Origin of the sequence: Microbacterium paraoxydans (assembly GCF_900105335.1) — a bacterium.
In the GTDB taxonomy this organism is placed as follows: domain Bacteria; phylum Actinomycetota; class Actinomycetes; order Actinomycetales; family Microbacteriaceae; genus Microbacterium; species Microbacterium paraoxydans.
In genome coordinates, this window is sequence record NZ_LT629770.1 from 476,792 (window position 1) to 500,487 (window position 23,696).

The 23,696-nt window shown below is 70.1% G+C and carries 23 protein-coding genes and 1 pseudogene; 16 read left to right on the forward strand and 8 right to left on the reverse strand.

Annotated elements, in window-relative coordinates; translation table 11 throughout:
• The first annotated feature begins 7 nt into the window (after window positions 1-7).
• The 5 genes from BLU02_RS02550 (at window position 8) to BLU02_RS02570 (ending at window position 4,874) form a co-directional block, all read left to right on the forward strand.
• The gene (locus tag BLU02_RS02550; protein ID WP_025103615.1) at window positions 8-1,204 is read left to right on the forward strand and encodes a PucR family transcriptional regulator; all 1,197 of its coding nucleotides are present in this window, start codon (window positions 8-10) and stop codon (window positions 1,202-1,204) included.
• Window positions 1,205-1,301: 97 nt separating this feature from the next.
• On the forward strand, window positions 1,302-2,222 hold the full coding sequence (locus BLU02_RS02555; RefSeq protein WP_060921838.1) for an ACP S-malonyltransferase: 921 nt from the start codon (window positions 1,302-1,304) through the stop codon (window positions 2,220-2,222).
• Window positions 2,219-3,220 (forward strand): beta-ketoacyl-ACP synthase III, encoded by a 1,002-nt coding sequence (locus BLU02_RS02560; RefSeq protein ID WP_060921839.1) that lies wholly within the window; start codon window positions 2,219-2,221, stop codon window positions 3,218-3,220. Before BLU02_RS02555 ends, BLU02_RS02560 begins: the two co-directional genes overlap by 4 nt.
• Window positions 3,221-3,289: 69 nt before the next feature.
• Window positions 3,290-3,538, forward strand: coding sequence for an acyl carrier protein (locus BLU02_RS02565; protein ID WP_017202249.1), 249 nt, complete (start codon window positions 3,290-3,292; stop codon window positions 3,536-3,538).
• A 97-nt stretch (window positions 3,539-3,635) separates the two neighbouring features.
• Entirely contained in the window at window positions 3,636-4,874 is a 1,239-nt protein-coding gene (locus BLU02_RS02570) for a beta-ketoacyl-[acyl-carrier-protein] synthase family protein (protein WP_060921840.1), read from the forward strand.
• An 86-nt stretch (window positions 4,875-4,960) separates the two neighbouring features.
• Here the strand turns inward: BLU02_RS02570 and yczE are convergent, their stop codons facing one another.
• Window positions 4,961-5,638, reverse strand: a complete 678-nt coding sequence (yczE, locus tag BLU02_RS02575; RefSeq protein WP_060921841.1) for a membrane protein YczE — start codon at window positions 5,636-5,638, stop codon at window positions 4,961-4,963.
• Window positions 5,639-5,733: 95 nt separating this feature from the next.
• Here yczE and yczR point away from each other — a divergent pair, with 95 nt between their 5' ends.
• Entirely contained in the window at window positions 5,734-7,137 is a 1,404-nt protein-coding gene (yczR, locus tag BLU02_RS02580; protein ID WP_060921842.1) for a MocR-like transcription factor YczR, read from the forward strand.
• 139 nt (window positions 7,138-7,276) lie between these two features.
• Here the strand turns inward: yczR and BLU02_RS02585 are convergent, their stop codons facing one another.
• Together BLU02_RS02585 and BLU02_RS02590 are read right to left on the reverse strand one after the other, a co-directional pair.
• A complete protein-coding gene (locus BLU02_RS02585) occupies window positions 7,277-7,780 on the reverse strand; it encodes a DUF3145 domain-containing protein (protein ID WP_025103621.1) in 504 nt (167 codons plus the stop codon).
• A gap of 238 nt (window positions 7,781-8,018) precedes the next feature.
• The gene (locus tag BLU02_RS02590) at window positions 8,019-8,792 is read right to left on the reverse strand and encodes a hypothetical protein (protein WP_025103622.1); all 774 of its coding nucleotides are present in this window, start codon (window positions 8,790-8,792) and stop codon (window positions 8,019-8,021) included.
• Window positions 8,793-8,968: 176 nt separating this feature from the next.
• Between BLU02_RS02590 and BLU02_RS02595 the strand changes: the two genes are divergently transcribed.
• Genes BLU02_RS02595 through BLU02_RS02605 form a run of 3 tightly spaced genes read left to right on the forward strand, consistent with a single transcriptional unit; the run spans window position 8,969 to window position 12,563 of the window.
• Window positions 8,969-10,972, forward strand: a complete 2,004-nt coding sequence (locus BLU02_RS02595; RefSeq protein ID WP_060921843.1) for a DUF262 domain-containing protein — start codon at window positions 8,969-8,971, stop codon at window positions 10,970-10,972.
• Window positions 10,973-10,974: 2 nt separating this feature from the next.
• Window positions 10,975-12,225, forward strand: a complete 1,251-nt coding sequence (locus BLU02_RS02600; protein ID WP_060921844.1) for an alpha/beta fold hydrolase — start codon at window positions 10,975-10,977, stop codon at window positions 12,223-12,225.
• Window positions 12,226-12,278: 53 nt separating this feature from the next.
• Window positions 12,279-12,563 (forward strand): hypothetical protein, encoded by a 285-nt coding sequence (locus tag BLU02_RS02605; protein ID WP_126893090.1) that lies wholly within the window; start codon window positions 12,279-12,281, stop codon window positions 12,561-12,563.
• A gap of 69 nt (window positions 12,564-12,632) precedes the next feature.
• On the opposite strand, the gene BLU02_RS02610 is transcribed toward BLU02_RS02605, so the two are convergent.
• From BLU02_RS02610 to glgA, 3 genes are all read right to left on the reverse strand, one after another.
• Window positions 12,633-12,890, reverse strand: a complete 258-nt coding sequence (locus BLU02_RS02610; RefSeq protein WP_025103626.1) for a type B 50S ribosomal protein L31 — start codon at window positions 12,888-12,890, stop codon at window positions 12,633-12,635.
• A gap of 167 nt (window positions 12,891-13,057) precedes the next feature.
• Window positions 13,058-13,843: an ABC transporter ATP-binding protein gene (locus tag BLU02_RS02615; protein ID WP_060921845.1), complete on the reverse strand. Its 786-nt coding sequence runs from the start codon at window positions 13,841-13,843 to the stop codon at window positions 13,058-13,060.
• Window positions 13,844-13,860: 17 nt separating this feature from the next.
• Window positions 13,861-15,045 (reverse strand): glycogen synthase, encoded by a 1,185-nt coding sequence (glgA, locus tag BLU02_RS02620; protein ID WP_060921846.1) that lies wholly within the window; start codon window positions 15,043-15,045, stop codon window positions 13,861-13,863.
• Between the two features lie 69 nt (window positions 15,046-15,114).
• Between glgA and BLU02_RS02625 the strand changes: the two genes are divergently transcribed.
• The 3 genes and pseudogenes from BLU02_RS02625 (at window position 15,115) to BLU02_RS02635 (ending at window position 17,769) form a co-directional block, all read left to right on the forward strand.
• The gene (locus BLU02_RS02625; RefSeq protein ID WP_060921847.1) at window positions 15,115-16,356 is read left to right on the forward strand and encodes a glucose-1-phosphate adenylyltransferase; all 1,242 of its coding nucleotides are present in this window, start codon (window positions 15,115-15,117) and stop codon (window positions 16,354-16,356) included.
• A gap of 49 nt (window positions 16,357-16,405) precedes the next feature.
• Window positions 16,406-17,038: pseudogene (gene serB, locus BLU02_RS02630) on the forward strand (phosphoserine phosphatase SerB); the annotation flags it as partial.
• 35 nt (window positions 17,039-17,073) lie between these two features.
• Window positions 17,074-17,769 (forward strand): alpha/beta fold hydrolase, encoded by a 696-nt coding sequence (locus BLU02_RS02635; RefSeq protein ID WP_060921848.1) that lies wholly within the window; start codon window positions 17,074-17,076, stop codon window positions 17,767-17,769.
• 15 nt (window positions 17,770-17,784) lie between these two features.
• Here the strand turns inward: BLU02_RS02635 and BLU02_RS02640 are convergent, their stop codons facing one another.
• Window positions 17,785-18,495: a beta-ketoacyl-ACP reductase gene (locus tag BLU02_RS02640; protein WP_060921849.1), complete on the reverse strand. Its 711-nt coding sequence runs from the start codon at window positions 18,493-18,495 to the stop codon at window positions 17,785-17,787.
• 140 nt (window positions 18,496-18,635) lie between these two features.
• Here BLU02_RS02640 and BLU02_RS02645 point away from each other — a divergent pair, with 140 nt between their 5' ends.
• From BLU02_RS02645 to BLU02_RS02660, 4 genes are read left to right on the forward strand one after another with little or no spacing between them, the layout of a single operon-like run.
• Window positions 18,636-19,121, forward strand: a complete 486-nt coding sequence (locus BLU02_RS02645) for a DUF4190 domain-containing protein (RefSeq protein WP_082750015.1) — start codon at window positions 18,636-18,638, stop codon at window positions 19,119-19,121.
• A gap of 52 nt (window positions 19,122-19,173) precedes the next feature.
• The gene (locus tag BLU02_RS02650; protein WP_082750016.1) at window positions 19,174-19,518 is read left to right on the forward strand and encodes a DUF3099 domain-containing protein; all 345 of its coding nucleotides are present in this window, start codon (window positions 19,174-19,176) and stop codon (window positions 19,516-19,518) included.
• Window positions 19,515-19,712 (forward strand): hypothetical protein, encoded by a 198-nt coding sequence (locus tag BLU02_RS02655; RefSeq protein ID WP_060921850.1) that lies wholly within the window; start codon window positions 19,515-19,517, stop codon window positions 19,710-19,712. The genes BLU02_RS02650 and BLU02_RS02655 overlap by 4 nt, the downstream gene beginning before the upstream one ends.
• Window positions 19,709-20,518 (forward strand): SURF1 family cytochrome oxidase biogenesis protein, encoded by an 810-nt coding sequence (locus BLU02_RS02660; protein WP_060921851.1) that lies wholly within the window; start codon window positions 19,709-19,711, stop codon window positions 20,516-20,518. The genes BLU02_RS02655 and BLU02_RS02660 overlap by 4 nt, the downstream gene beginning before the upstream one ends.
• A 44-nt stretch (window positions 20,519-20,562) precedes the next feature.
• On the opposite strand, the gene BLU02_RS02665 is transcribed toward BLU02_RS02660, so the two are convergent.
• Window positions 20,563-23,673, reverse strand: coding sequence for an InlB B-repeat-containing protein (locus BLU02_RS02665; protein WP_060921852.1), 3,111 nt, complete (start codon window positions 23,671-23,673; stop codon window positions 20,563-20,565).
• Window positions 23,674-23,696 lie beyond the last annotated feature (23 nt).

A 23,696-nucleotide genomic window follows, 5' to 3' on the forward strand; every position in this document is an offset into this window, starting at 1 on the left:
CGCCGGCATGGACAAGGCCGCCACGCTCACCTGGCTGCGCCGGATCTCCGGCGACATCGCCACGGTGACGATCAAGCGGCTGGAGGACACCCTCCCCTGGTACGCCGACATGCCACCGGCCCGCCGCTCCGCGGTCGGGCTGGTGGCGCAGGCGGGCATCACCTCGTTCATCCAGTGGTACGACGACCCGACGTCCACCCCGTGGATCGCCGCGGACATCTTCGCCGCCGCTCCCCGTGAGCTGCTGCGGAGCGTGAGTCTGCAGCAGACCCTCCAGCTCATCCGCGTCACGGTCGAGGTGACCGAGGAACGGGTGGCGGGCAAGGGCGAGCACCTTCGCGAGGCCATCCTGCTCTACTCGCGGGACGTGGCCTTCGCCGCCGCCGACGTCTACGCGCGCGCCGCCGAGGCCCGCGGCCTCTGGGACGCGCGGCTCGAGGCGCTCGTCGTCGACTCGATCCTCACGGGCGAGGCCGACGAGGAGCTTCCCAGCCGGATCGCCGCTCTCGGGTGGCACGGCCACGGAGAGGTCGCGGTCCTCGTGGGCACCACGCCTCCGCAGTTCGACGTCGACCTCGTGCGTCGTACGGCGCGCAAGCTGGCGGTCGACGTCCTCATCGGCGTGCAGGGCTCGCGCCTCGTGCTCGTGCTCGGACGCGCGCGCGTCGAGGGCCAGGAGGGCGAGGACGAGGAGCTCGGGTTCCAGGAGATCGCGGCCCGTCTGGAGCCGTCGTTCGGCCCGGGGTTCGTCGTGCTGGGGCCGGCTGTGGCTGCCCTCGTCGACGCCAGCCAGAGCGCGCGTGCGGCTCTGGCCGGATTCGCGGTGGCCCGCGCCTGGCGCAGCGCACCGCGGCCCGTCGAAGCCGACGACCTGCTCCCGGAGCGCGCCCTCGCCGGCGACCCTCTCGCGAAGCAGACCCTCATCGAGCGCATCTACCGCCCGCTGCAGGCACACTCGACCGACCTCGTCACGACGCTCTGGAGCTATCTCGACAACGGCCGTTCCCTCGAGGCGACGGCCCGCGAGCTCTTCGTGCATCCGAACACCGTCCGCTACCGCCTGAAGCGGGTGAGCGAGGTCATCGGGTGGGACGCGACCGGGCCCCGCGAGGCGCTCATCCTGCAGACGGCGCTCATCCTCGGCTCCATCGGGGCCGCGGAGCAGGTACGCCGCCGTCCTCCGCTGCGCCGCCCTCCGCGCTGACCCGCCCGACGCATTCTGTGCGCCACACACAAGGGTTCCGCGCAATCTTGTGATGGATCATCCACCGTTCTGCCGCGATCGTTGGCAGACTGGGTGGGTGATTGTCGTCGTCTGCCCTGGACAGGGCTCGCAGACCCCCGGATTCCTCGCCCCCTGGCTCGAGCTCGACGGAGTGGAGGAGCGTCTCGCCGCCTACTCCGAGGCCGCGCAGCTCGATCTCCGCGCGCACGGCACCGAGTCGGACGCGGACACCATCCGCGACACCCGGGTCGCCCAGCCGCTGATCGTGGCCGCCTCCCTCGTCGCCGGTGACGCCCTCGTGGCCGCCGCCGGCCGCCGCGCCGACGGCATCGCCGGGCACTCCGTCGGGGAGATCGCGGCGCTCGTCGGCAGCGGCGTGCTGGACGCCGAGACGGGCATGCGCCTCGTCGGCATCCGCGGGCGGGCGATGGCCGATGCCGCCGCCCAGACCCCGACGGGGATGAGCGCGGTGCTCGGCGGCGATGAGGAGACGCTCCTCGCCCGCCTCGCCGAACTCGGCCTCGCCCCGGCGAACTTCAACGGCGGCGGGCAGATCGTCGTCGCCGGTCCCCTTCCGGCCCTGGCCGCTCTCGCCGAGGAGCCGGTCAAGGGCACGCGCGTGGTGCCGCTCCAGGTGGCCGGCGCGTTCCACACCGACTACATGGCCTCCGCCGTCTCGACCCTCCGCGACGCGGTCGCCGACGTGCAGCCGTCCGACCCCGAGATCACGCTCTGGACCAACCGTGACGGCTCGGTCGTGACCGACGGAGCGACGGCGCTCGACTACCTCGTCGACCAGGTCTCCTCCCCCGTCCGGTGGGACCTCTGCATGACCTCGTTCGCCGACGCCGGGGTGACCGGCGTCATCGAGCTCGCCCCCGCGGGCGCCCTCGTCGGCCTCGCCAAGCGCGGCCTGCGCGGCGTACCCACGGTCGCCGTGAAGACCCCCGAAGACCTCGAAGCCGCCGTCGCGCTGCTGAACGGAGAAGCCGCATGACCGCCTCCCTCGCCCAGATCGCCGGACCCGCCTACACCCGCATCTACGCGTTCGGCGCGGCTCGCGGCGAGAACGCGGTGCCCAACGAAGACCTCATCGGGCCGATCGACTCCAGCGACGAGTGGATCCGTCAGCGCACCGGCATCGTCACGCGCGCCCGGGCCGACAAGGGGACGGACGCCATCGACCTCGCGACCGCGGCGGCAGCCGAGGCCATCGAGAATTCGGGGGTTCCCGCCGACCAGGTCGACCTCGTGATTGTCGCGACCATCAGCAACCCGAAGCAGACGCCGTCCGTCTCCGCGATCGTCGCGGACCGCGTCGGGGCCAACCCGGCCGCGGCCTACGACATCAACGCGGCCTGCGCGGGCTACGCCTACGCCGTGGCGCAGGCCGACGCCCTCATCAAGGCCGGGGCCGCGCGCCACGCCCTCGTGATCGGCACGGAGAAGCTCTCCGACGTCGTCGACCCGACCGACCGCAGCATCTCGTTCCTCCTCGGCGACGGCGCCGGCGCCGCTCTCATCGGCCCGAGCGACACGCCGGGCATCGCCCCCGCGGTCTGGGGCAGCGACGGTTCCAAGGCCGACGCCGTGGGCATGAACGGCACCCTCACGGACTTCCGCGACGGCGTGGTGCCGTGGCCGACACTCCGTCAGGAGGGCCCGACGGTCTTCCGCTGGGCCGTGTGGGAGATGGCCAAGGTCGCCCGCGAGGCACTGGACAAGGCCGGGATCGAGGCCTCCGACCTCGCCGCCTTCATCCCGCATCAGGCCAACATGCGCATCATCGACGAGTTCGCCAAGCAGCTCGGTCTGCCGGAGACCACCGTCATCGCCCGCGACATCGAGACCACCGGTAACACGTCTGCCGCCTCGATCCCGCTCGCCAGCCACCGCCTCATGGCCGAGCACCCGGAGCTCTCCGGCGGCCTCGCCCTGCAGATCGGCTTCGGCGCCGGCCTCGTCTTCGCGGCCCAGGTCGTCGTCCTCCCCTGAAGACGCGTCGACCTTCCCTAGACTGTTCCACGGTTCCGAATACAACCCGTAAGAAAGAGGAAGACCACCATGGCTTTCACCAACGATGAGGTCCTCGCCGGCCTCGCAGAGCTGATCACCGACGAGACCGGCATCAACGCCAGCGAGGTCGCCCTGGAGAAGTCGTTCACGGACGACCTCGACATCGACTCGATCTCGATGATGACGATCGTCGTCAACGCCGAGGAGAAGTTCGGCGTCACCATCCCCGACGACGAGGTCAAGAACCTGAAGACCGTCGGCGACGCCGTCAACTTCATCGTCGCGGGCCAGGAGTAATCCCGGCAGGATGCCACCCTCGCCCCTGGCGGGGCGTGGCATCCTCCCGCCCTGCCCATCCCCCGCACGAACTCGTTTCGACAAGGAACCACACCTCATGACCAAGCGCATCGTCGTCACCGGCATCGGCGCCACCTCCGCCATCGGCGGGACGGCCCCGGAGAACTGGGACAACCTTCTCGCCGGTGCCTCCGGCGCCCGCACGATCGAGCACGACTGGGTGCAGGAGTACGACCTGCCCGTCACGTTCGCCGCCTCCGCGAGCGTCCGCCCGGAAGAGGTGCTGCCCCGCCACGAGGCGAAGCGTCTCGACCCCTCTTCGCAGTTCGCCCTCATCGCGGCTCGCGAAGCCTGGGCGGACGCGGGCTCGCCCGAGGTCGCTCCTGAGCGCCTCGGCGTCGACTTCGCGACGGGGATCGGCGGCCTCTGGACGCTGCTCGACGCCTGGGACACGCTGCGCGAGAAGGGCCCCCGCCGGGTCATGCCGCTGACCGTGCCGATGCTGATGCCGAACGCGGCCGCCGGCAACCTGTCGCTGCAGTTCGAGGCCCGCGCCTACGCACAGACCGTCGTCAGCGCGTGCGCCTCCAGCACCGAGTCGATCATCCACGCCTTCCACCACCTGCAGGAGGGGCTGGCCGACGTCGTCATCGCCGGCGGCACCGAGTCGGCGATCCACCCGATCACGATGGCCGCGTTCGCGTCCGCGCAGGCGCTGTCGCGCCGCAACGACGACCCTGCCCATGCCTCCCGACCCGGCGCGATCGACCGCGACGGCTTCGTGATGGGCGAGGGTGCCGCGGCCCTCATCCTCGAGACCGAGGAGCACGCCAAGGCCCGCGGCGCGAAGATCTACGGCTACGTCCTCGGCGGTGGAGTGACCGCCGACGCGTACCACATCACCGGCAACGACCCCGAGGGCAAGGGGGCGGCCCGCGCCGTCGTCCAGGCACTCGAGGAGGCCGGCATCACCCCCGACCAGGTGACGCACATCAATGCCCACGCGACCTCGACGCCGGTCGGCGACCCCAACGAGTACGTCGCGCTGAAGAACGTCTTCGGCGACCGGATCGACGAGATCCCGGTTTCGGCGACCAAGGCGTCGACCGGACACCTCCTGGGCGGGACCGGCGCGCTGGAGGCGATCTTCTCCCTTCTCGCGCTGCGGGACCGCGTGGCCCCGCCGACGATCAACATGACCGAGCCCGACCCGGAGGTGCCGTTCCGTCTGTCCGGAGAGGCGGCTCCGCTCGGCGACGGCCCGCAGATCGCCATCAGCAACTCGTTCGGCTTCGGCGGACACAACGCGGTGCTCGTGCTCGGCGGCGTCGACTGACCGCTTCCGCATTCACGACGAAGGCCCCCGGGATCCGATCCCGGGGGCCTTCGTCGTGCGAGGTCCGCTCTGGCCCTTCGACAGGCTCAGGGACCCAGGGGCGCGCGCGCCCGGACGGCAAGGCGCTGCGAACGCTCCCGACGGCGGCGCTCGATCCGCGGGAGGAACCATCCGATCAACGGGCCGACGCCGAACGCGAACAGCACGGTGCCGACGCCCACCGGACCGCCGAGGAGGAAGCCGACGAGCAGCACGGACCCCTCGATGACCGTCCGCGCCAGCCAGACCGGCCATCGGGTCACCCGGACGAGCCCCGTCATGAGTCCGTCGCGCGGTCCGGGGCCGAAGTCCGCCGCGATGTAGAGCCCGGTGGCGAACGCCAGCAGCACGAGTCCGAAGAGGAACATGGGCGCCCCCACCCACACGGACGGCGGAGCAGGCAGCACGAGGAGCGTGAGGTCGGCGAACGGGCCGATGAGCAGCGCGTTGAGCAGGGTGCCGAGACCCACCCGTTGACGGAGCGGGATCCACAGCAGCAGGACGACGATCGAGATCAGCACCGTGACGACTCCGTACCCGAGTCCCGTCCAGCGCGCGACACCCAGCGAGAGCACGTCCCAGGGCGCGACGCCGATGCCGCCTCGCACCATGAAGCCGAGGGCGACGCCGTAGAGGAAGAGCCCGCCCACGAGCTGCACCAGTCGCTCGACCAGGTCTCGACGGCTGGTCGCGGTGAACGGCAGGAAGACGGCACGGAAGAGCATCTCTCCATCGTGGCCCGTGCGAAGGCGTCACGAGGCCGACCACTGAGCGAAAAGTGGTCTGCACATGGAAGGCCACTTTGCGGCAGGCTGGAGGCATGGCCTCCCGTCTCGTCACCCAGCTCGGTACGCAGGACATCGACGACGCCTCGGCGTCGGGCCTGGCCGACCGCATCAGGGCCCTCATCCTCGATGGACGCCTCACCGTCGGCGAGCGGCTGCCGAGCGAGCGCGCCCTCGCGCTCGAGCTGCGGCGGTCACGCTCGACCATCACCCGCGCCTACGGCGTTCTCGAGGCCGGCGGCTACGTGTCCCGGCATCATGGTGGAAGCACCAGAGTGACCCTCCCGCACGGCCCGGCGGCCGCCGCCCCCGACGCGGACGACGAGGCGATCGACCTGTCGATCGCCTCGATGGACTCGACCCCCGGCCTGTACGACGCGACCGTGCGGTCCCTCCCCCGGCTGGCGGCCCTGCGCGGGACGAGCGGCTATTCGCTGCAGGGCCTTCCCGAGCTCCGAGAAGCCGTGGCCCGCCGGTTCACCGAACGTGGCGCGGCGACCTCGGCCGACGAGATCATGATCACCTCCGGCGCCTTGAACGCCGTCAACCTCATCCTCACGGCGATCGGCCGCCGGGGCGAACGCGCCCTCGTGGAGCAACCGACCTTCCCGCACGCGCTCGAGGCTCTGCACCGGCACGGCTACCGGCTGCTCCCGACGCCGGTCGACACCGACGGCTGGGACACCCGGCACCTCACCGACACCCTGCTGACCGCACGCCCGCACGTCGCGTACCTCATCCCCGACTTCCACAACCCCACCGGAGCGACGCTGCCGCAGGAGGAGCGGTCTCGGATCGCGACGACGGCCCGCAACACCGGCACGCACCTGATCGTCGACGAGACGACGGCGGAGCTCGACATCGACCGAGGATGGGCACCGGCGCCGATGGCGGCCGATGGCCCGAACGTGATCACGGTGGGATCGATGTCGAAGATCGCGTGGGGAGGCATGCGCATCGGCTGGATCCGCGCCGAGCGCTCGGTCATCGCCCGGCTGCTGGCCGTCCGTCCCTCGTTCGAGCTCGGCACCGCCCTCCTCGAGCAGTGCATCGCCGTGGAGTTGCTCGACGACGTCTCGGCACTGACCCAGCACGTCCGGCGACGTCTCACTGCCGGGCGGGAAGCCGTGGCCACGGGAATCGCCGGGATCCCGGGGATGCGGATGCCGGAGACACCCGGCGGGCTCTCCGCCTGGATCGATCTCGGCGCTCCCCTGTCGACGACCCTCTCGCTCGCCGCACGCGAACGGGGACTCATCCTGCCGCCCGGGCCGCGCTTCACGACCGGCGGGGTGTTGGAGCGGCGACTCCGGGTCCCGATCACGCTCCCGCCCGAGCGCGCGGCGGAGGCGATGACGCGCCTGGCGCAGGCCTGGGCGGACGTGCGCGGCGGTGGTGTGAACACCGTCGACGACCTCGCGCACGCGGCCGTGATCTGATCTGCGCAGACGAAGACCCCGCCCAGTCTGCCGGGGCGGGGTCTTCGTCGAGCGGAGCGGGGATTCGTCTTCTCAGCCTCCGGGATCACTCACCGGCATCCGATACTCACGCCTCCGCGCTCCCGGTATCGCCGGTCGGTCAGCCGACCTTGTGGAGCCAGACGACGCGCGCGTCGTCGCTGGCGTGGCGGAAGGGCTCCAGCTCCTCGTCCCAGGCGGAGCCCAGGGCGATGTCGAGCTCGCGCTGCAGCTCGACGGCGTTGCCCGCGGCGATCTCCATCGCGTAGCGGATGCGGTCCTCGCCGATGACGATGTTGCCGGCGGCATCGGTCTGGGCGTAGTGGATGCCGAGGTCGGGCGTGTGCAGCCACCGACCGCCGTCACTGCGCGGCGTGGGATCCTCGGTCACCTCGAACCGGAGGTGCTCCCAGCCCCGGATCGCGGTCGCGAGGGCAGCACCGGTACCGACGGGACCGTCCCAATAGAACTCGGCGCGGCGCGCGCCGGTCAGCACGGGCTGCTCGGTCCAGTCGAAGTTCACCGCACGCCCGATAGCGCGACCCACCGCCCATTCCAGGTGCGGGCAGAGCGCGCGAGGCGCCGAGTGGATGAAAACCACTCCGCGTGCGTAAGCCGTCGCCATGATCTCTCCGTTTCATCAGGTGCGTCTTCCCCTACGACCTGAACCACAGAGTGGCGAGAGTATGCGGTTGTGCGCCCATTCTCGCCGAGTTCCCGCGAAATCACAAGCATGTGATTCGACGACGAAGGCCCCGGTCAGCGGACCGGGGCCTTCGGGCGCTTCGACGAGCTCAGCGACCCACCGTGGGGACGCTCAGCGACCCACCGTGGGGACGCTCAGCGACCCAGTGTGCGGAGGCTCAGGCCTCGCTCATGGCCTGCTTGACCTGCTGGCCCTTCGCCGCGTAGTAGGCCGCGCGAGCGGCGTCCTTGCGGGCCTGCTCGGCGTAGCCGAACTCGAGCACGTCCTGCGGGACCTCGACGTTCGGGACGTCGTCGGTGCCGTGGTACTTCTCGATGTAGGCGTCGAGCTCGGGACCGGAGGTCCACGAGGTGATGAGGCAGTAGCGCGGGTCGGTGCCGTTGTGGGTGGCCGCGTGCCACAGACGCTGGGTGTCGACGATGAGCTGCGCACCGGCCGGGAGGGCGATGCGGTACTCGATGCTGGGGTCCGTGCGGTTCTCACGCAGGACGAAGTAGCTGTCCTTGTCGTCCGTCAGGTTGAAGAACCCGCGCACGACCCAGCCGGTGCCGTCCGGGTTCAGGCGGTTGTTGTCGTCCTGGTGGAGGTTGTAGAGGCAGTCGCCGTACGGGGTCGGCTGCAGCTCGATGACGCGGCAACGGCCGACGTTCGCGCCGGGCTCCTGCGCACGGCGCGTGAGGTTCGGGGCCTTGGCGGTCTGCTCGTCGATCCAGACGCCGTCCTTGTCGGTGCGCGGCGGCTTGTGGTTCCAGAAGCCGTTGCACTCGATGTCGCCGAAGGCGCTGGCGAGGGGCGCGAACCGGGTGTCGCCCGAGGACTTCCAGTCGACGTACTCGATGTCGAGCCACTCCTTGGGGTCGGCCTCCTGGTCGTAGCTGTCGAGGACGACGAAGCCCTTCTCCTCCAGCGCTGCGGACTTGATGTATCCCATGATCGAGTCATGTTCCTTTCATCGGGGGCCAGCACGTTTTAACAGGCCCTGATAAGGCAAGGCTAACAGCGGGACCTGGCCCTCCTCCGGAGGGTCGCCGTGGATAAGCGAATAGACTGGGCGGGGCACCCGGCGCGTCCGTGGCGCCTGTCGCTACGGGAGGACGAGACACCAGCATGAGCACCGCGACCAACGTCGAGGCGACGGCAGTCAACACGATCGAATGGCTCGCGGCGGGACGCACGACCATCGTCGTCCCCGTCTACCAGCGGCAGTACCGCTGGGACATCGGCGGCTGCGAGCGGCTCCTCTCCGACGTCAGGGCGGTGGCCGCCGAAGACGACGCGCATCGCCACTTCATCGGATCGATCCTCTCCGCCGAGGACGGCTCCGGCCCGGACGCCGACCTCATCCTCATCGACGGGCAGCAGCGCCTCACCACGCTCATGCTCCTCGTCGCCGCGCTGCATCACTCGGTGCGTGACCGCGATCCGGAGCTCGCCGCCGACCTGGCCCGCGTGCTGGTCCGCCCCGACGATCCCGAGCGCACGAAGCTCCGTCCGCACGACGCCTGGGCCGATCTCTACGAGTCGGTCGTGCTCGATCGCCGCGACGACCTCGACCGGGAGTCGCGCTTCGACGACAACTACGCATTCTTCCGCAGCCAGATCCATGCCGACGAGGTGCCGTTCATCTGGCAGGGGCTGCAGCGACTGGAGCACGTCTCGATCACGCTCGGCGCCCAGGCCAACGCGCAGCAGATCTTCGAGAGCCTGAACTCCACCGGTGAGCCGCTGCGGGATCACGAGCTGATCCACAACTACATCCTCATGGGGCTGAACCATGCCGAGCAGCTGGACGTGGAAGCCCGGTTCTGGCTGCCGATCGAGCAGCACACGGGCGAGGCGATCGGCGCGTTCTGGCGCCACTATCTCGTACTCGTGACGGGGCGGGAGGTGGCGGCGAACGGAGAGCACGGCGTGTACAGCGCCTTCCGCCAGTCGTTCCCGCGCGTCGACGTCGCCCACCTCCAGGCCGACGCCGAGACGTGGCGGCACTATGCGGAGATCTACGGCATCCTCCTCGATCCGACGAAGGAGCAGGACCCGGAGATCGCGCGGCAGCTGGGGTACGTGAACACGTTCGGACGCTCCTCGTACCCGCTGGTCATGAGCGCCTACAGCGATCACGCGCGTGGCCTCATCGACCGGAGTCAGCTCCTCGAGACGCTCGAGTGGCTGCAGGCGATGTTCCTGCGCCGCGCGCTCGTGAATCTCCCTGCCGAGCGACTCATCGCCCGGCTCTGTCGTGCCCGTCGCGACGGACACGACGTCCTCGCCCGTGCCATCGCGCGGATCACCCCCTCCGACGAGCGGGTCAGCGCCGTGCTCAAGTACAGCGAGGTGCCGTATCCGGCCTACGTGCTCGGCCGGCTCGAGGGCGTCGACGACGTGGACGGCTTCGACGTCGAGCACATCGCGCCCGCCGTGCCCGGCGACGCCTGGTCCGGCGACGGCGTGCGCCCCTGGAGCGAATACTCCGAGGACGAGCAGAACAGCCACCGCGCCCTCGCACCGACCCTCGGCAACCTCACGCTCCTGGAGCAGGGGCTGACGGAGCGGGTGTTCGGCGCTTCCTTCCCCGCCAAACGCGATGAGGCCTACGCACGCAGCGCGGTGCCGGCAACCCGCGCCCTCGCCGCACAGGAATCCTGGGGCACGGCGGCCATCACCGCACGCACGGTGGCGCTGACGGCCGACCTCGTCCGCGTGTGGGCACGACCCGCACTGCCCGAGATCGATGACGACGGCCTCACCCCGATCCTCGACGCCGTCCGCCGCCGCGGCTGGCCCGCGGGATGGGAGCGCGAGTTCGACTACGTGGAATACCGCGGCGAGCGGTGGGAGGTGTACGACGTCAAGCACCTGTTCAATCGCGTGTTCCGTCGGGCTTGGACCGACACGACCGAGGCCGCTCTGGCCTACTGCGCGACCCACGGCGGACCGATCTACCGCGACAAGGCGTGGAAGGGGCAGTGGGACGACCTCGACGACACGCACTTCCTTTACATGGGTTGGGACTCGAACTACATGATGACGGCCGTCCAGGGAGTCCTCGACGAGTCCGGCATCGCCGCCGAGGTCTTCGTGAAATACTCCTACATCGGGAATGTGATGTGACCATGACCACTGTCATCCGCCGCCGCCTGCTCGACCTTGTGCTCGAGGACCACACGCTCACGGTCCCCCTCGTGTGGGACGACCCGGCAGACACGCGCACGATCGACGTGTTCGCCCGCGTGGTGGCACGCGAGGGCGGCGAGGCCCTCCCCTATCTGGTCTTCCTGCAGGGCGGGCCGGGCCACGAGGCGCCGCGCCCCTTCCACGCCTCCACGGCACCGGCGTGGCTGGATCAGGCCCTCGCGCACTATCGGCTCGTGCTCCTGGACCAGCGCGGCACCGGCCTCTCCTCCCCCGTCGGCGACGGTGACCTCGCGCAGGGCGGCGAAGCCGTCGCCGAGCACCTGACGCACCTGCGTGCGGATGCCATCGTGCGCGACTGCGAGGCACTGCGGGAGCATCTGGGGGCATCGACCTGGAGCGTCCTCGGTCAGTCGTTCGGCGGCTTCACGACGCTGGCCTACCTGTCCACCCACGCGGATTCCCTCGACGACGTCTTCATCACCGGCGGTCTCAGCACGGTCGAGCGCGATCCGGACGAGGTGTACGCGCTCTGCTTCGACAAGATGCGCACGGCCTCCGAGCGGTACTACCGGCGCTTCCCGGAGCACCGCGACGTCATGCGACGCCTGGTCGATCTCGCGGACGCCGGTGAGCTCGTCCTTCCCGACGGCGAGGTCGTGTCGCCTTCGCGCCTGCGCTCCGTCGGCTCCGCGCTCGGCACCGACGACGGCTGGCAGACGGTCTGGTCCTTGCTGGAGCGGGATCCCGCGTCCAACGCCTTCCGGCACGACCTCCAGCACGCCATGCCCTTCGGCGGCCGCAACCCGCTGTACTACGCGTTCCATGAGTCGAGCTATGCGAACGGGCACACCACGCGGTGGTCCGCCGAGCGCGTCGAGCCGACGGACTTCCGCGACGACCCGACGCTCTTCACGGGCGAGCACATCCGCCGCGAGTGGGCCGACACCGTCCCGGCGCTGCAGCCCTGGCGCGAGGTGACGTCGATCCTGGCGGAGCACCCCTGGCCGCGGATCTACGACACCGCCGCCCTCGCCGCCTCCGGGGCGACGGGCGCGGCCGCCGTGTACGTGAACGACGTGTATGTGCCCCTGGAGTTCTCGTTGGAGACCGCCCGCCTCCTCCCCGGTGTGACCCCGTGGGTGACGAGCGAGCATGAGCACAACGGCCTGCGGACGGGGCCCGTGCTGGAGCGGTTGATCGACCTCGCCCACGGACGCCGCCTCCGCTGACCTCCGCCGCGCGACGGATGTCACCGCCGCGCTCCGCGATCTATCCTGGGGCCATGGAGCATCTGCTCGGGTGGACCACGATCGTCCTCGTGCTCGGCACGGGGCCGGTGCTGTTCTTCGTGGGCATCCGGCATTCCCTCTCCCGTCGTCCCGTCGAGGAGAAGTACGAGCAGGCCGGGTCCGGAGGGCTGGTCGGCGTCTTCGACGCGGTGTGGTCCCCCACCGCGCACGAGGCCGGCCAGGAGCGAGACCGGCAGACCCGGCGCACGGCCCCGGCGCCGACCCCCGGAGATCCGCCGGGCCGCATCGAGCGCGGACGCATCGTCATCGACGTCTGAGCGACTCGCCCACCCCGCGCATGACGAAGGCCCCGAACTCCGAGGAGTACGGGGCCTTCGTGGGCGGTCTTACTTGGAGGAGCCGCCGAAGCCCTTGAAGCGCTGGTTGAACTTCTCGACGCGGCCGGCCGAGTCCATGATGCGCTGCTTGCCCGTGTAGAAGGGGTGCGAGGCCGACGAGATCTCGACGTCGATCACCGGGTACTCCACGCCGTCCAGCTCGATCGTCTTGTCGCTCGTGACGGTGGAGCGGGTGAGGAAGGTCTCGCCCGAACCCAGGTCGCGGAACACGACAGCCTTGTACTCGGGGTGAATGTCAGTCTTCATGGGATTCCTTTGTTGCTGCCCTGGATTGTGCCAGGGACGAGGGAAGTCTGTGGTGCCGAACGCACCAAGGATCCATTCTACCAGTACTTCGACGAGCTCAGTAACCCATCGGAACCGAGCTCAGTAACCCATCGGAACCGAACTCAGTAACCCAGCGGGGACCGAGGTCAGGAGGCGGCGCGGGCGGAGTAGCGCCCGTCCTCGCTGCTGAGCGCGATCGGCATCCCGAAGGTCTCGCCCAGGGCATCCGCGGTGAGCGTCTCGGCGATCGGGCCCGCGGCGACCACGGCACCGTCGCGGATCAGCAGCACGTGCGTGAACCCGACGGGGATCTCCTCGACGTGATGCGTCACCATGAGCATCGCGGGCGTCGTCGGCGCCGACGCATAGCCGCCGAGCAGAGCCAGCAGCTCCTCGCGCGACCCCAGGTCGAGCGAGGCCGTCGGCTCGTCGAGCAGCAGGAGCTCCGGGTCCGTCATGACCGCCCTGGCGATCTGCACGCGCTTCTGCTCGCCGTCGCTCAGCGTGCCGAAGGTGCGGTCGGCGAGGTGCGCGAGACGCCAGTCGCCCAGCACGCGCAGCGCACGCCGCTCGTCGATGTCCTCGTAGCTCTCGTTCCAGCGCCCGAGCACGGAGTACGCCGCCGTCAGGACGGTGTTGAGCACCGTCTCGTCGCGCGGGATGCGCTTGGCCATGGCGGACGACGCGAACCCGATCCGCGGACGGATCTCGAAGACGTCGGCGCGTCCGAGTGTCTCGCCGAGGATGGTGACCGTGCCCGAGGTGGGGTGCATCAGCGTGTCGGCGAGCTGCAGCAGGGTCGTCTTCCCCGCACCGTTCGGCCCGAGGATCACCCATCGCTGATCGTCCGAGACCTGCCAGGTCACGTGATCGATGATGTTGCGCCCCTCTCGGCGCACGACGACGTCGGTGAACTCCAGAGCGATCGGCATACCGAAAGCCTATCGGCTCAGGCGGACAGCTCTGCGTAGAGCGCGCGCGTCTCGTCGGCGATCGCGCCCCAGCTGAACTTCGCGCGGGCCCTCTCCCGACCGGCCTCCCCGTACTCCCGCGCCCGCGCCGGATCCGTGGCGACCTCGGTGAGGACTGCCGCGAGATCGGCGATGAAGCGGTCGGGGTCGGTCGGTGTGCCCGTACCGTCCTGCACCTGCTCGATGGGGACCAGCCGGCCCGTCACGCCGTCGTCGACGACCTCGGGGATGCCGCCGGTCGCCGTTCCCACGACGGCCGCTCCGCAGGCCATGGCCTCGAGGTTCACGATCCCGAGCGGCTCGTAGACGGACGGGCAGACGAAGGTGGTCGCTGCGGCCAGGATCGCCGACAGCTCGTCCCGCGGCAGCATCCGCTCGATCCACACCACGCCCTCTCGGGTCTGCTGCAGCAGCCGCACCCCCTCCTGGACCTCCGCCATGATCTCCGGCGTGTCCGGAGCACCGGCGCAGAGGATGAGCTGGACCTCGGGCGGCAGCAGCCGTGCCGCCTGCAGGAGGTAGGGCAGACCCTTCTGCCGCGTGATGCGTCCGACGAAGACCACCGAGGGTCGGTCAGGATCCATGCCGATCGAGGAGAGGAAAGCTCGATCCTGGACCGGACGCCAGCGCTCCACATCGATCCCGTTGTGGATCACCCGGACCCGCGCGGGGTCGACCTGCGGATAGCTGCGGAGGATGTCCGCGCGCATGCCGGCACTCACCGCGATCACCGCGGCGGCGTTCTCGTAGGCGAGCTTCTCGATACCGCTCGACACGGCGTAGCCGCCCCCGAGTTGCTCGGCCTTCCACGGCCGCAGCGGCTCGAGGCTGTGCGCCGTGAGCACGTGCGGGATCCCATGGAGCTGGGAGGCGAGGTGTCCTGCGAAGTTCGCGTACCAGGTATGGCTGTGCACGACGTCGGCGCCCGCGATGGCCGACACGATCTCCAGGTCCGTTCCGAGCGTCTGCAGCGCCGGGTTGGCGGCGGAGAGGCTCTCGGGAGCGCGGTAGGCGAAGGTGCCCTCCTCGTCGCGCGGCGCGCCGAACGCACGCACCGTCACATCGATGTCCCGACGCAGTGCGGAGACGAGTTCGGCGACGTGCACACCCGCGCCTCCGTAGATCTCCGGCGGATACTCCTTGGTGATCATCTCGACTCGCATGCCTAGACGCTATCGAGCGGGTTGTCCAGATGCTAGTTCCCCGCGCCGAACGGGATCTATGGTGGACCCATGTCCGCTCCAAAGAAGGTCTTCGGGATCATCCTCGCCGGCGGCGAGGGCAAGCGACTCATGCCGCTGACGGCCGACCGCGCAAAACCCGCCGTCCCGTTCGGCGGCCAGTACCGCCTGATCGACTTCGCCATCTCGAACCTCATCAACTCCGGGCTGAGACAGATCGTCGTGCTCACGCAGTACAAGTCGCACAGCCTCGACCGGCACATCTCCCAGACCTGGCGCATGTCGGCCCTGCTCGATTCGTACGTGACCTCGGTCCCGGCCCAGCAGCGCCTGGGCAAGCGCTGGTTCTCCGGCTCCGCCGACGCGATCCTGCAGAGCATGAACCTGATCAACGACGAGAAGCCCGACATCGTCGTCGTGATCGGCGCCGACCACGTCTATCGGATGGACTTCCGGCAGATGCTCGAGGCGCACATCGAGTCCGGCGCGAAGGCGACGGTCGCCGGCATCCGTCAGCCGCTCGCTCTGGCGTCCCAGTTCGGGGTCATCGACGCCGACCCGGAATCCGGGCGGATCCGCCAGTTCCTGGAGAAGCCGACCGACGCCACGGGTCTCGCGGACTCCCCGCACGAGGTCCTGGCCTCGATGGGCAACTACATCTTCGACACCGACGCCCTGATCGCGGCCGTCGAGGCCGACGGGGAGCTGCCCACGTCGAGCCACGACATGGGCGGCGACATCGTCCCGTACTTCGTCGACCGCGGCGAGGCCGGCTACTACGACATGAAGCAGAACGAGGTCCCGGGGTCGTCGCCGCGAGACCGCTCCTACTGGCGCGACGTGGGGACGATCGACTCGTTCTTCGACGCGCACCGGGACCTGATCTCGACGCTCCCGATCTTCAACCTCTACAACATGGAGTGGCCGATCCACTCGCAGGCGGTCAACTCCCCGCCGGCGAAGTTCGTCCGCGACTCGGTGGGGCGGATCGGCAACGCCATCGACTCGATCGTCTCGCTGGGGTCGGTGCTCTCCGGCACGCACCTCGAACGCAGCGTCGTGGGGCCGTGGACCCTGGCCGGCGGCGGCTCGACCATCACGGACTCCGTGGTGTTCGATCACGTGCACGTCGGACAGGGTGCCCGCGTGCACCGCGCGATCCTCGACAAGAACGTGGTCCTCGCCGACGGCGCGACGGTCGGAGTCGACCGTGAACGCGATCTCGCCCGCGGGTTCACGGTCACGGAGTCGGGGATCACGGTCGTGGGCAAGGGCGTGTTCATCGAACGCTGACGCGTCATGCGGCACGGGCTCCGGTCCCCCGGGTCGCTAGGCTCGGGGGGTGACCACCGCGCGATTCCTCGTCGTCCTCGATGCCGATTCCACGCTCATCCGGAACGAGGTGATCGAGCTCCTCGCAGAGGAGGCCGGGCGTCGGGCCGAGGTGCAGGCGGCCACCGAAGCGGCGATGCGCGGGGAGATCGACTTCGCGACGAGCCTCCGCTCCCGGGTGGCGGCCCTCGCGGGCGTTCCCGTCGAGTCCTTCGCCCGGGTCCGCTCACGCATCGAGCCGACGCCGGGGGTCCGCGACCTCACCGCCGCTGTGCACGCGCGCGGAGGGGTGGTCGGCGTGGTCTCGGGAGGGTTCCACGAGATCCTCGACGAGGTCGCACCGGGACTCGGCGTGGACCGGTGGCGCGCGAACCGCCTCGAGGTCGCCGACGGCGCGCTCACGGGCCGGGTGGACGGTGACATCGTGGACGGCGCGGCCAAGGCCTTCTGGCTGCGCACCTGGGCGGAGGAGCTCGGCGTGGCTCCGCATGCGACCATCGCGATCGGCGACGGCGCCAACGACCTCCCGATGATGGCGGTCGCCGGCCTGGGCCTCGCCTTCAACGCCAAGCCCGCCGTCCGCGAGTCCGCGAGCCTTGTCATCGGCCCGGTCGACCTCGGTACGGTCATCCCTCTGCTCCCCTGGCCGATGTCCGGGGCCGGGTCTACGGTCGGGTCATGGACATCATCCTCATCCCCGGCCTCTGGCTCGACGCGACCAGCTGGGACGCCGTGGTCCCCGCGCTGGAGCGAGCCGGTCATCGACCGCGGCCGCTGACCATGCCCGGACTCGACGCGTCTGCGGAGGCAGCGGCGGGTATCGGTATCGACGACTGGGTCTCCGCCGCGGTCGCCGCCGTCGATGCCGCGGAGGGCGATGTGGTGGTCGTCGGGCACAGTGGCGGAGGCAATGTCGCCTGGGGCGTCGCCGACGCACGACCTGACCGCGTGGCCAGGGTCGTCTTCGTCGACACCGTGCCCCCACCCCCGGGTTCGGGTATCAGCGAGTTCCCGGTGCAGGACGGCGTCGTCCCGTTCCCGGGCTGGGGCTTCTTCCCGGACGAGGACGTGCACGATCTGGACGACGAGACCCGCACGAGGACCGTCCCGCTCACCCACAGCGTGCCCGCGCGGGTGCCGACGGACGAGCTCGCTCTGAGCGACCCGGCGCGGTACCGCATCCCGGTCACCCTGCTGATGGGAGGGCTGGATCAGGACGCCTTCGATGCCGTGATCAGCCAGTGGGGTCCGTACGCGGAGGAGTATGGGGCGATCGACGACGCCGAGGTCGTCCGGATCGGCTCCGCGCACTGGCCCCAGTTCTCGGCGCCCGAGCGTTTCGCGGAGCTCCTGGTGCGCGCGATCGATCGCTGACGCGGAGAGCCAGGCTCAGTGCCCCATGCCGAGACCGCCGTCGACCGGGATGACGGCGCCCGAGATGTAGCCGGCGTCGTCGCTCGCCAGCCAGGTCACGACGCCTGCGACCTCATCCGGCGTCGCGAAACGTCCGGCGGGGATGTTCGCCTTGTACTGCTTCTGCGTCTCCTCGGGGAGTTCCGCGGTCATGTCGGTCTCGATGAAGCCGGGTGCCACCACGTTGGCGGTGATGCCGCGTCCGCCGAGCTCGCGCGTGAGCGAGCGGGCGAAACCGACCAGCGCGCTCTTCGAGGCGGCGTAGTTCGTCTGCCCCGCGGAGCCGTAGAGGCCCACGACGCTGGAGATGAGGATGACCCGTCCGAACCGCGCTCGCAGCATCCCCTTCGAGGCCCGCTTGACGACGCGGAACGTGCCGCCGAGGTTCGTCGCCACGACGCTGTCGAAGTCGTCCTCGCTCATGCGCATGAGCAGGGTGTCCTTGGTGATGCCCGCGTTGGCGACGACGATCTCCACCGGGCCGAGCTGCTGCTCCACCTCGGTGAAGGCCGCGTCGAGAGCGGCGGCGTCCGTGACGTCGGCGCGCACCGTCAGGGTGCCCTCCGGACCCTCGCCGCTGCGAGCGGTCACCGCCACCCGGTAGCCCTCCCGCACGAAGCGCTCGGCGATGGCGCGGCCGATGCCGCGGTTGCCTCCGGTGACGAGGACGACGCGCTCCGCGCTCATGGGACACTCCTGGGTCTGGGGTCGAGGGCCGGGAATCCGAACCGTGATCGATCCTAGCGACGTTGCTCTCTCGCCTTCACGACGGCCGTTTGACAGACGAGGGGCGGGCTGGGACTCTGAGGGCGACGAAAGGCATCAGAGTGAGCGATCCCCGTATCTCCGGTCCGTCGGGTGAGCAGCCCCCGGCCCTCCCATCGGCCCCCGGCTCCTCGCCTGCGTACCCGGGATTCCCGCAGACTCCCCCTGCGCATGCCGCGCCGCAGCAGTACTCGCCCCCTCAGCAGTATTCGGCCCCTCAGCAGTACGCGGCCCCGCAGCCGTATGGGGCTGCGCCTGCCCGCCCGACCAGCGGCCTCGCGATCACCTCCCTCGTCTGCGGCATCGCCGGTGTCGTGCTGTTCTGGGCGATCGTGCCGATGCTCGCCTCGATCACGGCCGTGATCACCGGTCACATGGCGCTCGGGCAGATCCGTCGCACCCCCGGTCTCGGAGGCCGCGGCATGGCGATCGCCGGGCTCATCCTCGGCTACGTCATGATCGGCGTGCTGGTCTTCACCATCGTGTCGACGATCATCGGCCTCGTCGTCTTCGGCGCCTTCACCCTGCCGTTCGTCTTCGCGAGCTGACGCCTCGCCCGGGCATGCCGATGTCGCCACGGCGGCGTAGGCTGGAACCATCGTGAAGAGCGCACGTCGAGTCCCGGCCGTCACCTCACTGCCGCAGTCCCCGCGGGATGAGGGTGACCACCGTGTGCGCCGGTACGCCCTCACGATGACGATCCGCATCGTCTGCTTCGGGCTGATGTTCTTCGTGCAGCCCTTCGGCTGGTGGACATGGGTCTTCGCGCTGGCCGCCGCTGTCCTCCCGTACATCGCGGTCGTCTTCGCCAACGCCGGCAGCGACAGCACGGAGACCGCCGCGGAGTCGCCGCTGCGCGAGATCGACGCGCCCCCCGCACCGTCGCTCGCTCCGGAGACCGCCCCCGACGTGATCACCATCCGCGAAGGCCGCACGGACCGATGAGCGAGCTCATCTGCTCGCGCGCCGGATGCCGGAGCGCGGCCACGAAGCAGGTCGTCTGGCGCAACCCGCGCATCCACGCCGCCGACCGCGAGAAGATCTGGCTGGCGTGCGATGAGCACGTCGGCTTCCTCCACGACTACCTGGCCGCGCGGGACTTCCCGGTGACGGTTCGAGACGGGGTGCCCTCCTCATGAGCAACCGCCTGACCCGCTGGGGCGTGTACGTCCTCATCGCCATCGGCTTCGCGATCGCCTGCGTCTTCCTGTCGAACTGGCAGTTCGAGCGGAACGAGTCCAGGGCCGAGCAGATCGCGCTCGTGGAGCAGAACTACGACGCGCCGGCCGTCCCCCTCGCCGACGTGGTCGCCGACGACGAGCTCGACCCCGCAGACGAATGGCGCCCCGTCACGCTGCAGGGCGAGTACCTCGCCGACGAGCAGCTTCTGGTCCGCAACCGTCCCCACGGCGGAACGAGCGCGTTCGAGGTGCTGGTCCCTTTCCGTGACGCGGACGGCCGTGTGCTCATCGTCGACCGCGGCTGGGTGCCCCCGGGCGAGGGGCAGCTCCCGGACGCCGTTCCGTCGCCGCCGTCCGGCGAGGTCACGGTGACCGTCCGCCTGCGTCCCGGCGAGCCGCTTCCCGGGTCCGGACGCGGGGCTCCGGAGGGCCAGGTGCCCACGATCCACCTCCCGTCCATCGCCGACCTCGTCGGGGACGACGTGATCACCGGCACCTACGGACGCCTGGTCGAGGAGCAGCCCGCCGCCGACACGGCACTGGGTGGCTTCGAGTCCCCCACCGACGACCCGGGTCCGCACCTGTCCTATGCGATCCAGTGGATCCTGTTCGCCATCATGGGCTTCATCTTCATCGGATACATCATCCGCACGGAGATCGTGAAGCACCGCGAAGAGGTCGAGGGGAAGCCGGCACCGGTGAAGGCGCCGAAACGCCGCGACCGCGACGCGGCCGCCGAGGACGAACTGCTCGACGCCCGCTGAGCGGGCCGGGGATCGTCAGCCCCGACCCCGTCGGCGCCGTGCCGTCATCGCCACGAGCCCCGTGGCGAACAGGAGGGTCCCGAGCAGCAACGTGCCCCACGGGTCCCCACCGGTGCGGCGCCAGGGTCCGTTCCGGAGCCGTTCGAGGGCGGAGTGGGCGTCGGCGGCACGGGGGCGTCCTCCCAGACGGCGTAGAGGACGAGGTCGGCGGTGAGCGTCGAGATGCTGAGCCGGTCGAACGCGGGATCGGCGACCGTCGCGTCCGCGGACGCCGACCACCCGAGGAACGTGGTCCCGGGACCTCGGAAGAGCAGGTCGAATGCTCCGGGATACGTGATGGACGCCTCCGGAGGCCCATCCCAGGTGACGGTGCCGTCAGCCCCGCCGTTCTCCTGGAAGGTCACGGCGAACGAGGGAGACGGATCGGAGTACACGGCGGTGAGCGTGATGTCTCGTCCTGCGAAGCGCACCGTGTGTCCCGCCTGGAAGAGTCCGTCAGCCGCCACGGGGCTCGTGATGATGCGCGCCGCCGCGATCGTCGCGATGCGCCAGCCGACGAAGACCTCGTCACCCCGGGTCAGTCCCGCTCCGTCCACGGCGATCGCGCTCGATCCGGCGTCGTAGCCGAGCGGATCCGTCGGCACGGTGCCGCCGGTGTTGCCGTCCCCGTCGTAGTGGAGGGTGAAGGGAGCGGCCTCCGGCTGCTGCCACCGGGCGTAGAGCTCGAGGTCGGCGCCGACCGGCGTGTCGAAGTCATACGGCACGAAGAAGCCGGCTGTCGTCCGCTGGTACCAGCCGAGGAACGTCTGGCCGTCCGGTTGCGGGGGCAACGGATCCGGAGTGGTCGCCATCCCCTGGTCCTCGACCGTCTGCGTCAGCTCGTCGATGGGCTCCGGGCTGGAGGGATGGTCGTAGAACCGGACCGTGTGCGGATCCGTCAGCCACCGCGCGTAGAGCACCAGGTTGCTGGCCGGCATCGTCGCTCCGTCGAACGTGAACGGCACGTTGAACTGGGAGTCGGTGTACCAGCCGAGGAAGACATCGCGACCCCGGGTGGGGTCGGCAGGCGCCGACGCCTCGAGCGAGGTCTCGAAGGGGATGCCCGTGACGGCGGGGATCGCTGTGCCGCCACCCGTCACGAAGCTGAGCGCATACGTGTTGCGGCTGTAGAACTGGTACCGGTATCTGTCGTTGACGTTCCCGCTGTTGTTGAGCTGATAGAGCCGTCCGGACGGCTGGTCGAGCTGGAAGTAGTTGCCCTGGGCGTTCGTTCCGGTGCCGTACCCGACGTACGACGTGAAGCCGTCGATGACGCTCGCCACCTGCCGATCGCCGGTCGACGCCCAGTACCAGGCGCTCCGGTACTGCTGGAAGACCTGGTGACCGGCGGGGACGGCGGCGCGCACGGCGGTCTTGTTGTTGGCGTAGAGCGTCTCCACCCGCAGCGGGTCGTTCGGAGTGCCGTCCGGCCCGAGGACGACGTCCGGCGCCGACTGGCCCTGGTCGAGAGCCTCGGCGTACTCGAACCGCTGGGTGAGGTTCTGCGTGGACGCGGCCGCCATCTTGCCGGTCATGGTCGTGGTGCGTCCGGCGAGATCGACGGACCCGACATCCGCACCCGCACCGGTGTAGACCGCGGTGAAGATCAGCGGCGTGAACTGCTGGGGTCCCCAACCGCGGAGGACGCAGCTCTGATTCTCCGTCCCGGCGTCGTAGACGGTGATCATCCCGGACCCGTCGGTCTGCGACAACGGCACCGGTGCCACGCCCGCGGCCTGCATGTCGAAACCGATCTTCTCGCGCACCGAGAACGTGCCGAGCAGCTGCGCGCCACCGGACACGGTTGAGGCGAAGTAGGTGGTGCCGCCGACATCCATGGTGATGTCGTAGGTGCCCGCGGCGGCGCACGCGGCGGGCACATTGGCCGTGCTCCCCGGGGCGATGAGCCGGAAGTCCGTGCGCCACAGCGCCCGCGTCAGATAGACGTTCACCACCGTCGACCCGTCGCCCTGCACCGTGACGTCCTGTTGACTCACCGCCAGGTCGGCGAAGGTGAGCGGATCGGACTGCACGACGGCGGGGTCGAGCTGCGCGCGCACGAGCTCCTTGATGAGCGTCGGGAGGTCGTCCTTCGCGGTCGGGCCCCCGACGGTGGAACCCGCGGTCGCCGAGGAGGCGATGTCATCGAGGAAGAGGAAGTTCGCCGGATCCGCCAACTGGGCGTCGCTGAGCCTCCCGTCGTCGTCGGTCCACGCCGGGGGTGCGGCGCCCGCCGCGGTGAACACCGGGGACGGGTAGGACTCGGGAACGACGTTCGGCTTCTCCAGCCAATAGCTCACGTGGTACTCGACGTCCTGCCCCTGCCACCCCGCGTAGAGCGTGGTGGTGTCCGTCAGCGGGAGGTCGACGGGCTGCGATCGCGCGGCATCCGCCCACCACTGCGTGAACGTGTAGCCCGTGCGGGTCGGGGGTGGGACAGCCGCGAGATCCGCCGCGGTGAAGGCCGTGTCGGGCTCGACGACGAACTCCGGGGTCACCGCGGTACCGTCCGTCACGAAGGACACCGCGAAACCGGAGACGAGGATCGGCACCAGCCGGAAGTTCTCGGTGACCGGGGTCGCGAAGTCGTACGGGCTCCGGGTCGGGTCGTCCTCGCGGTACCACTCCCCCGTGAAGACCTTTCCGTCCGGCACCTCGGCGACATCGGGAGCGATCTCGCCCAAGGGCTCGCCGTCCCGCACTTCATCGGCGTCGATGATGCGTTCCGCATCCTCTCCCGCAGGACCGGCGAGGAACTGCACGACCCGCGTGTCCGCGAAGGTGGCTCGGACGACGAGGTCCGTCGTGATGACCGTGCTCTCGAACCGGAAGGGCTCCTCGGCACCGGCGGGTCCCGTGACCCAGCCGTCGAACGGTCCCTCCGCGGACGTCGGGGCGGGCTGCCGCGGCGCCAGCCCTCCGTCGGCGACGGCGACCTGTGCGACGGTGCTGCCGAGAGACTCGAACGTGACGGTGTGATACCCCCAGATGCCCGGCGTCGTCGGTCCGCCGACGGGGGCGGCCGCGAGAGCCGGAGCCGCGGTGGCCACCGCTCCGGCGACTCCGAGGACCAGCGCGAGCGCAGCGACGAGAGTCCGACGTCGTGCCCTGCGCATGTGGTCGTCCCCCTCCGGCGAGC

What these genes read in the sequence shown, in the direction of transcription:
- BLU02_RS02550 (WP_025103615.1), top strand. Translation starts at nt 8, where the DNA reads ATGGACAAGGCCGCCACGCTCACCTGGCTGCGCCGGATCTCCGGCGAC.
- BLU02_RS02560 (WP_060921839.1), top strand. Translation starts at nt 2,219, where the DNA reads ATGACCGCCTCCCTCGCCCAGATCGCCGGACCCGCCTACACCCGCATC.
- BLU02_RS02565 (WP_017202249.1), top strand. Translation starts at nt 3,290, where the DNA reads ATGGCTTTCACCAACGATGAGGTCCTCGCCGGCCTCGCAGAGCTGATC.
- BLU02_RS02570 (WP_060921840.1), top strand. Translation starts at nt 3,636, where the DNA reads ATGACCAAGCGCATCGTCGTCACCGGCATCGGCGCCACCTCCGCCATC.
- yczE (WP_060921841.1), bottom strand. Translation starts at nt 5,638, where the DNA reads ATGCTCTTCCGTGCCGTCTTCCTGCCGTTCACCGCGACCAGCCGTCGA.
- yczR (WP_060921842.1), top strand. Translation starts at nt 5,734, where the DNA reads ATGGCCTCCCGTCTCGTCACCCAGCTCGGTACGCAGGACATCGACGAC.
- BLU02_RS02585 (WP_025103621.1), bottom strand. Translation starts at nt 7,780, where the DNA reads ATGGCGACGGCTTACGCACGCGGAGTGGTTTTCATCCACTCGGCGCCT.
- BLU02_RS02590 (WP_025103622.1), bottom strand. Translation starts at nt 8,792, where the DNA reads ATGGGATACATCAAGTCCGCAGCGCTGGAGGAGAAGGGCTTCGTCGTC.
- BLU02_RS02595 (WP_060921843.1), top strand. Translation starts at nt 8,969, where the DNA reads ATGAGCACCGCGACCAACGTCGAGGCGACGGCAGTCAACACGATCGAA.
- BLU02_RS02600 (WP_060921844.1), top strand. Translation starts at nt 10,975, where the DNA reads ATGACCACTGTCATCCGCCGCCGCCTGCTCGACCTTGTGCTCGAGGAC.
- BLU02_RS02605 (WP_126893090.1), top strand. Translation starts at nt 12,279, where the DNA reads ATGGAGCATCTGCTCGGGTGGACCACGATCGTCCTCGTGCTCGGCACG.
- BLU02_RS02610 (WP_025103626.1), bottom strand. Translation starts at nt 12,890, where the DNA reads ATGAAGACTGACATTCACCCCGAGTACAAGGCTGTCGTGTTCCGCGAC.
- BLU02_RS02615 (WP_060921845.1), bottom strand. Translation starts at nt 13,843, where the DNA reads ATGCCGATCGCTCTGGAGTTCACCGACGTCGTCGTGCGCCGAGAGGGG.
- glgA (WP_060921846.1), bottom strand. Translation starts at nt 15,045, where the DNA reads ATGCGAGTCGAGATGATCACCAAGGAGTATCCGCCGGAGATCTACGGA.
- BLU02_RS02625 (WP_060921847.1), top strand. Translation starts at nt 15,115, where the DNA reads ATGTCCGCTCCAAAGAAGGTCTTCGGGATCATCCTCGCCGGCGGCGAG.
- BLU02_RS02635 (WP_060921848.1), top strand. Translation starts at nt 17,074, where the DNA reads ATGGACATCATCCTCATCCCCGGCCTCTGGCTCGACGCGACCAGCTGG.
- BLU02_RS02640 (WP_060921849.1), bottom strand. Translation starts at nt 18,495, where the DNA reads ATGAGCGCGGAGCGCGTCGTCCTCGTCACCGGAGGCAACCGCGGCATC.
- BLU02_RS02655 (WP_060921850.1), top strand. Translation starts at nt 19,515, where the DNA reads ATGAGCGAGCTCATCTGCTCGCGCGCCGGATGCCGGAGCGCGGCCACG.
- BLU02_RS02660 (WP_060921851.1), top strand. Translation starts at nt 19,709, where the DNA reads ATGAGCAACCGCCTGACCCGCTGGGGCGTGTACGTCCTCATCGCCATC.
- BLU02_RS02665 (WP_060921852.1), bottom strand. Translation starts at nt 23,673, where the DNA reads ATGCGCAGGGCACGACGTCGGACTCTCGTCGCTGCGCTCGCGCTGGTC.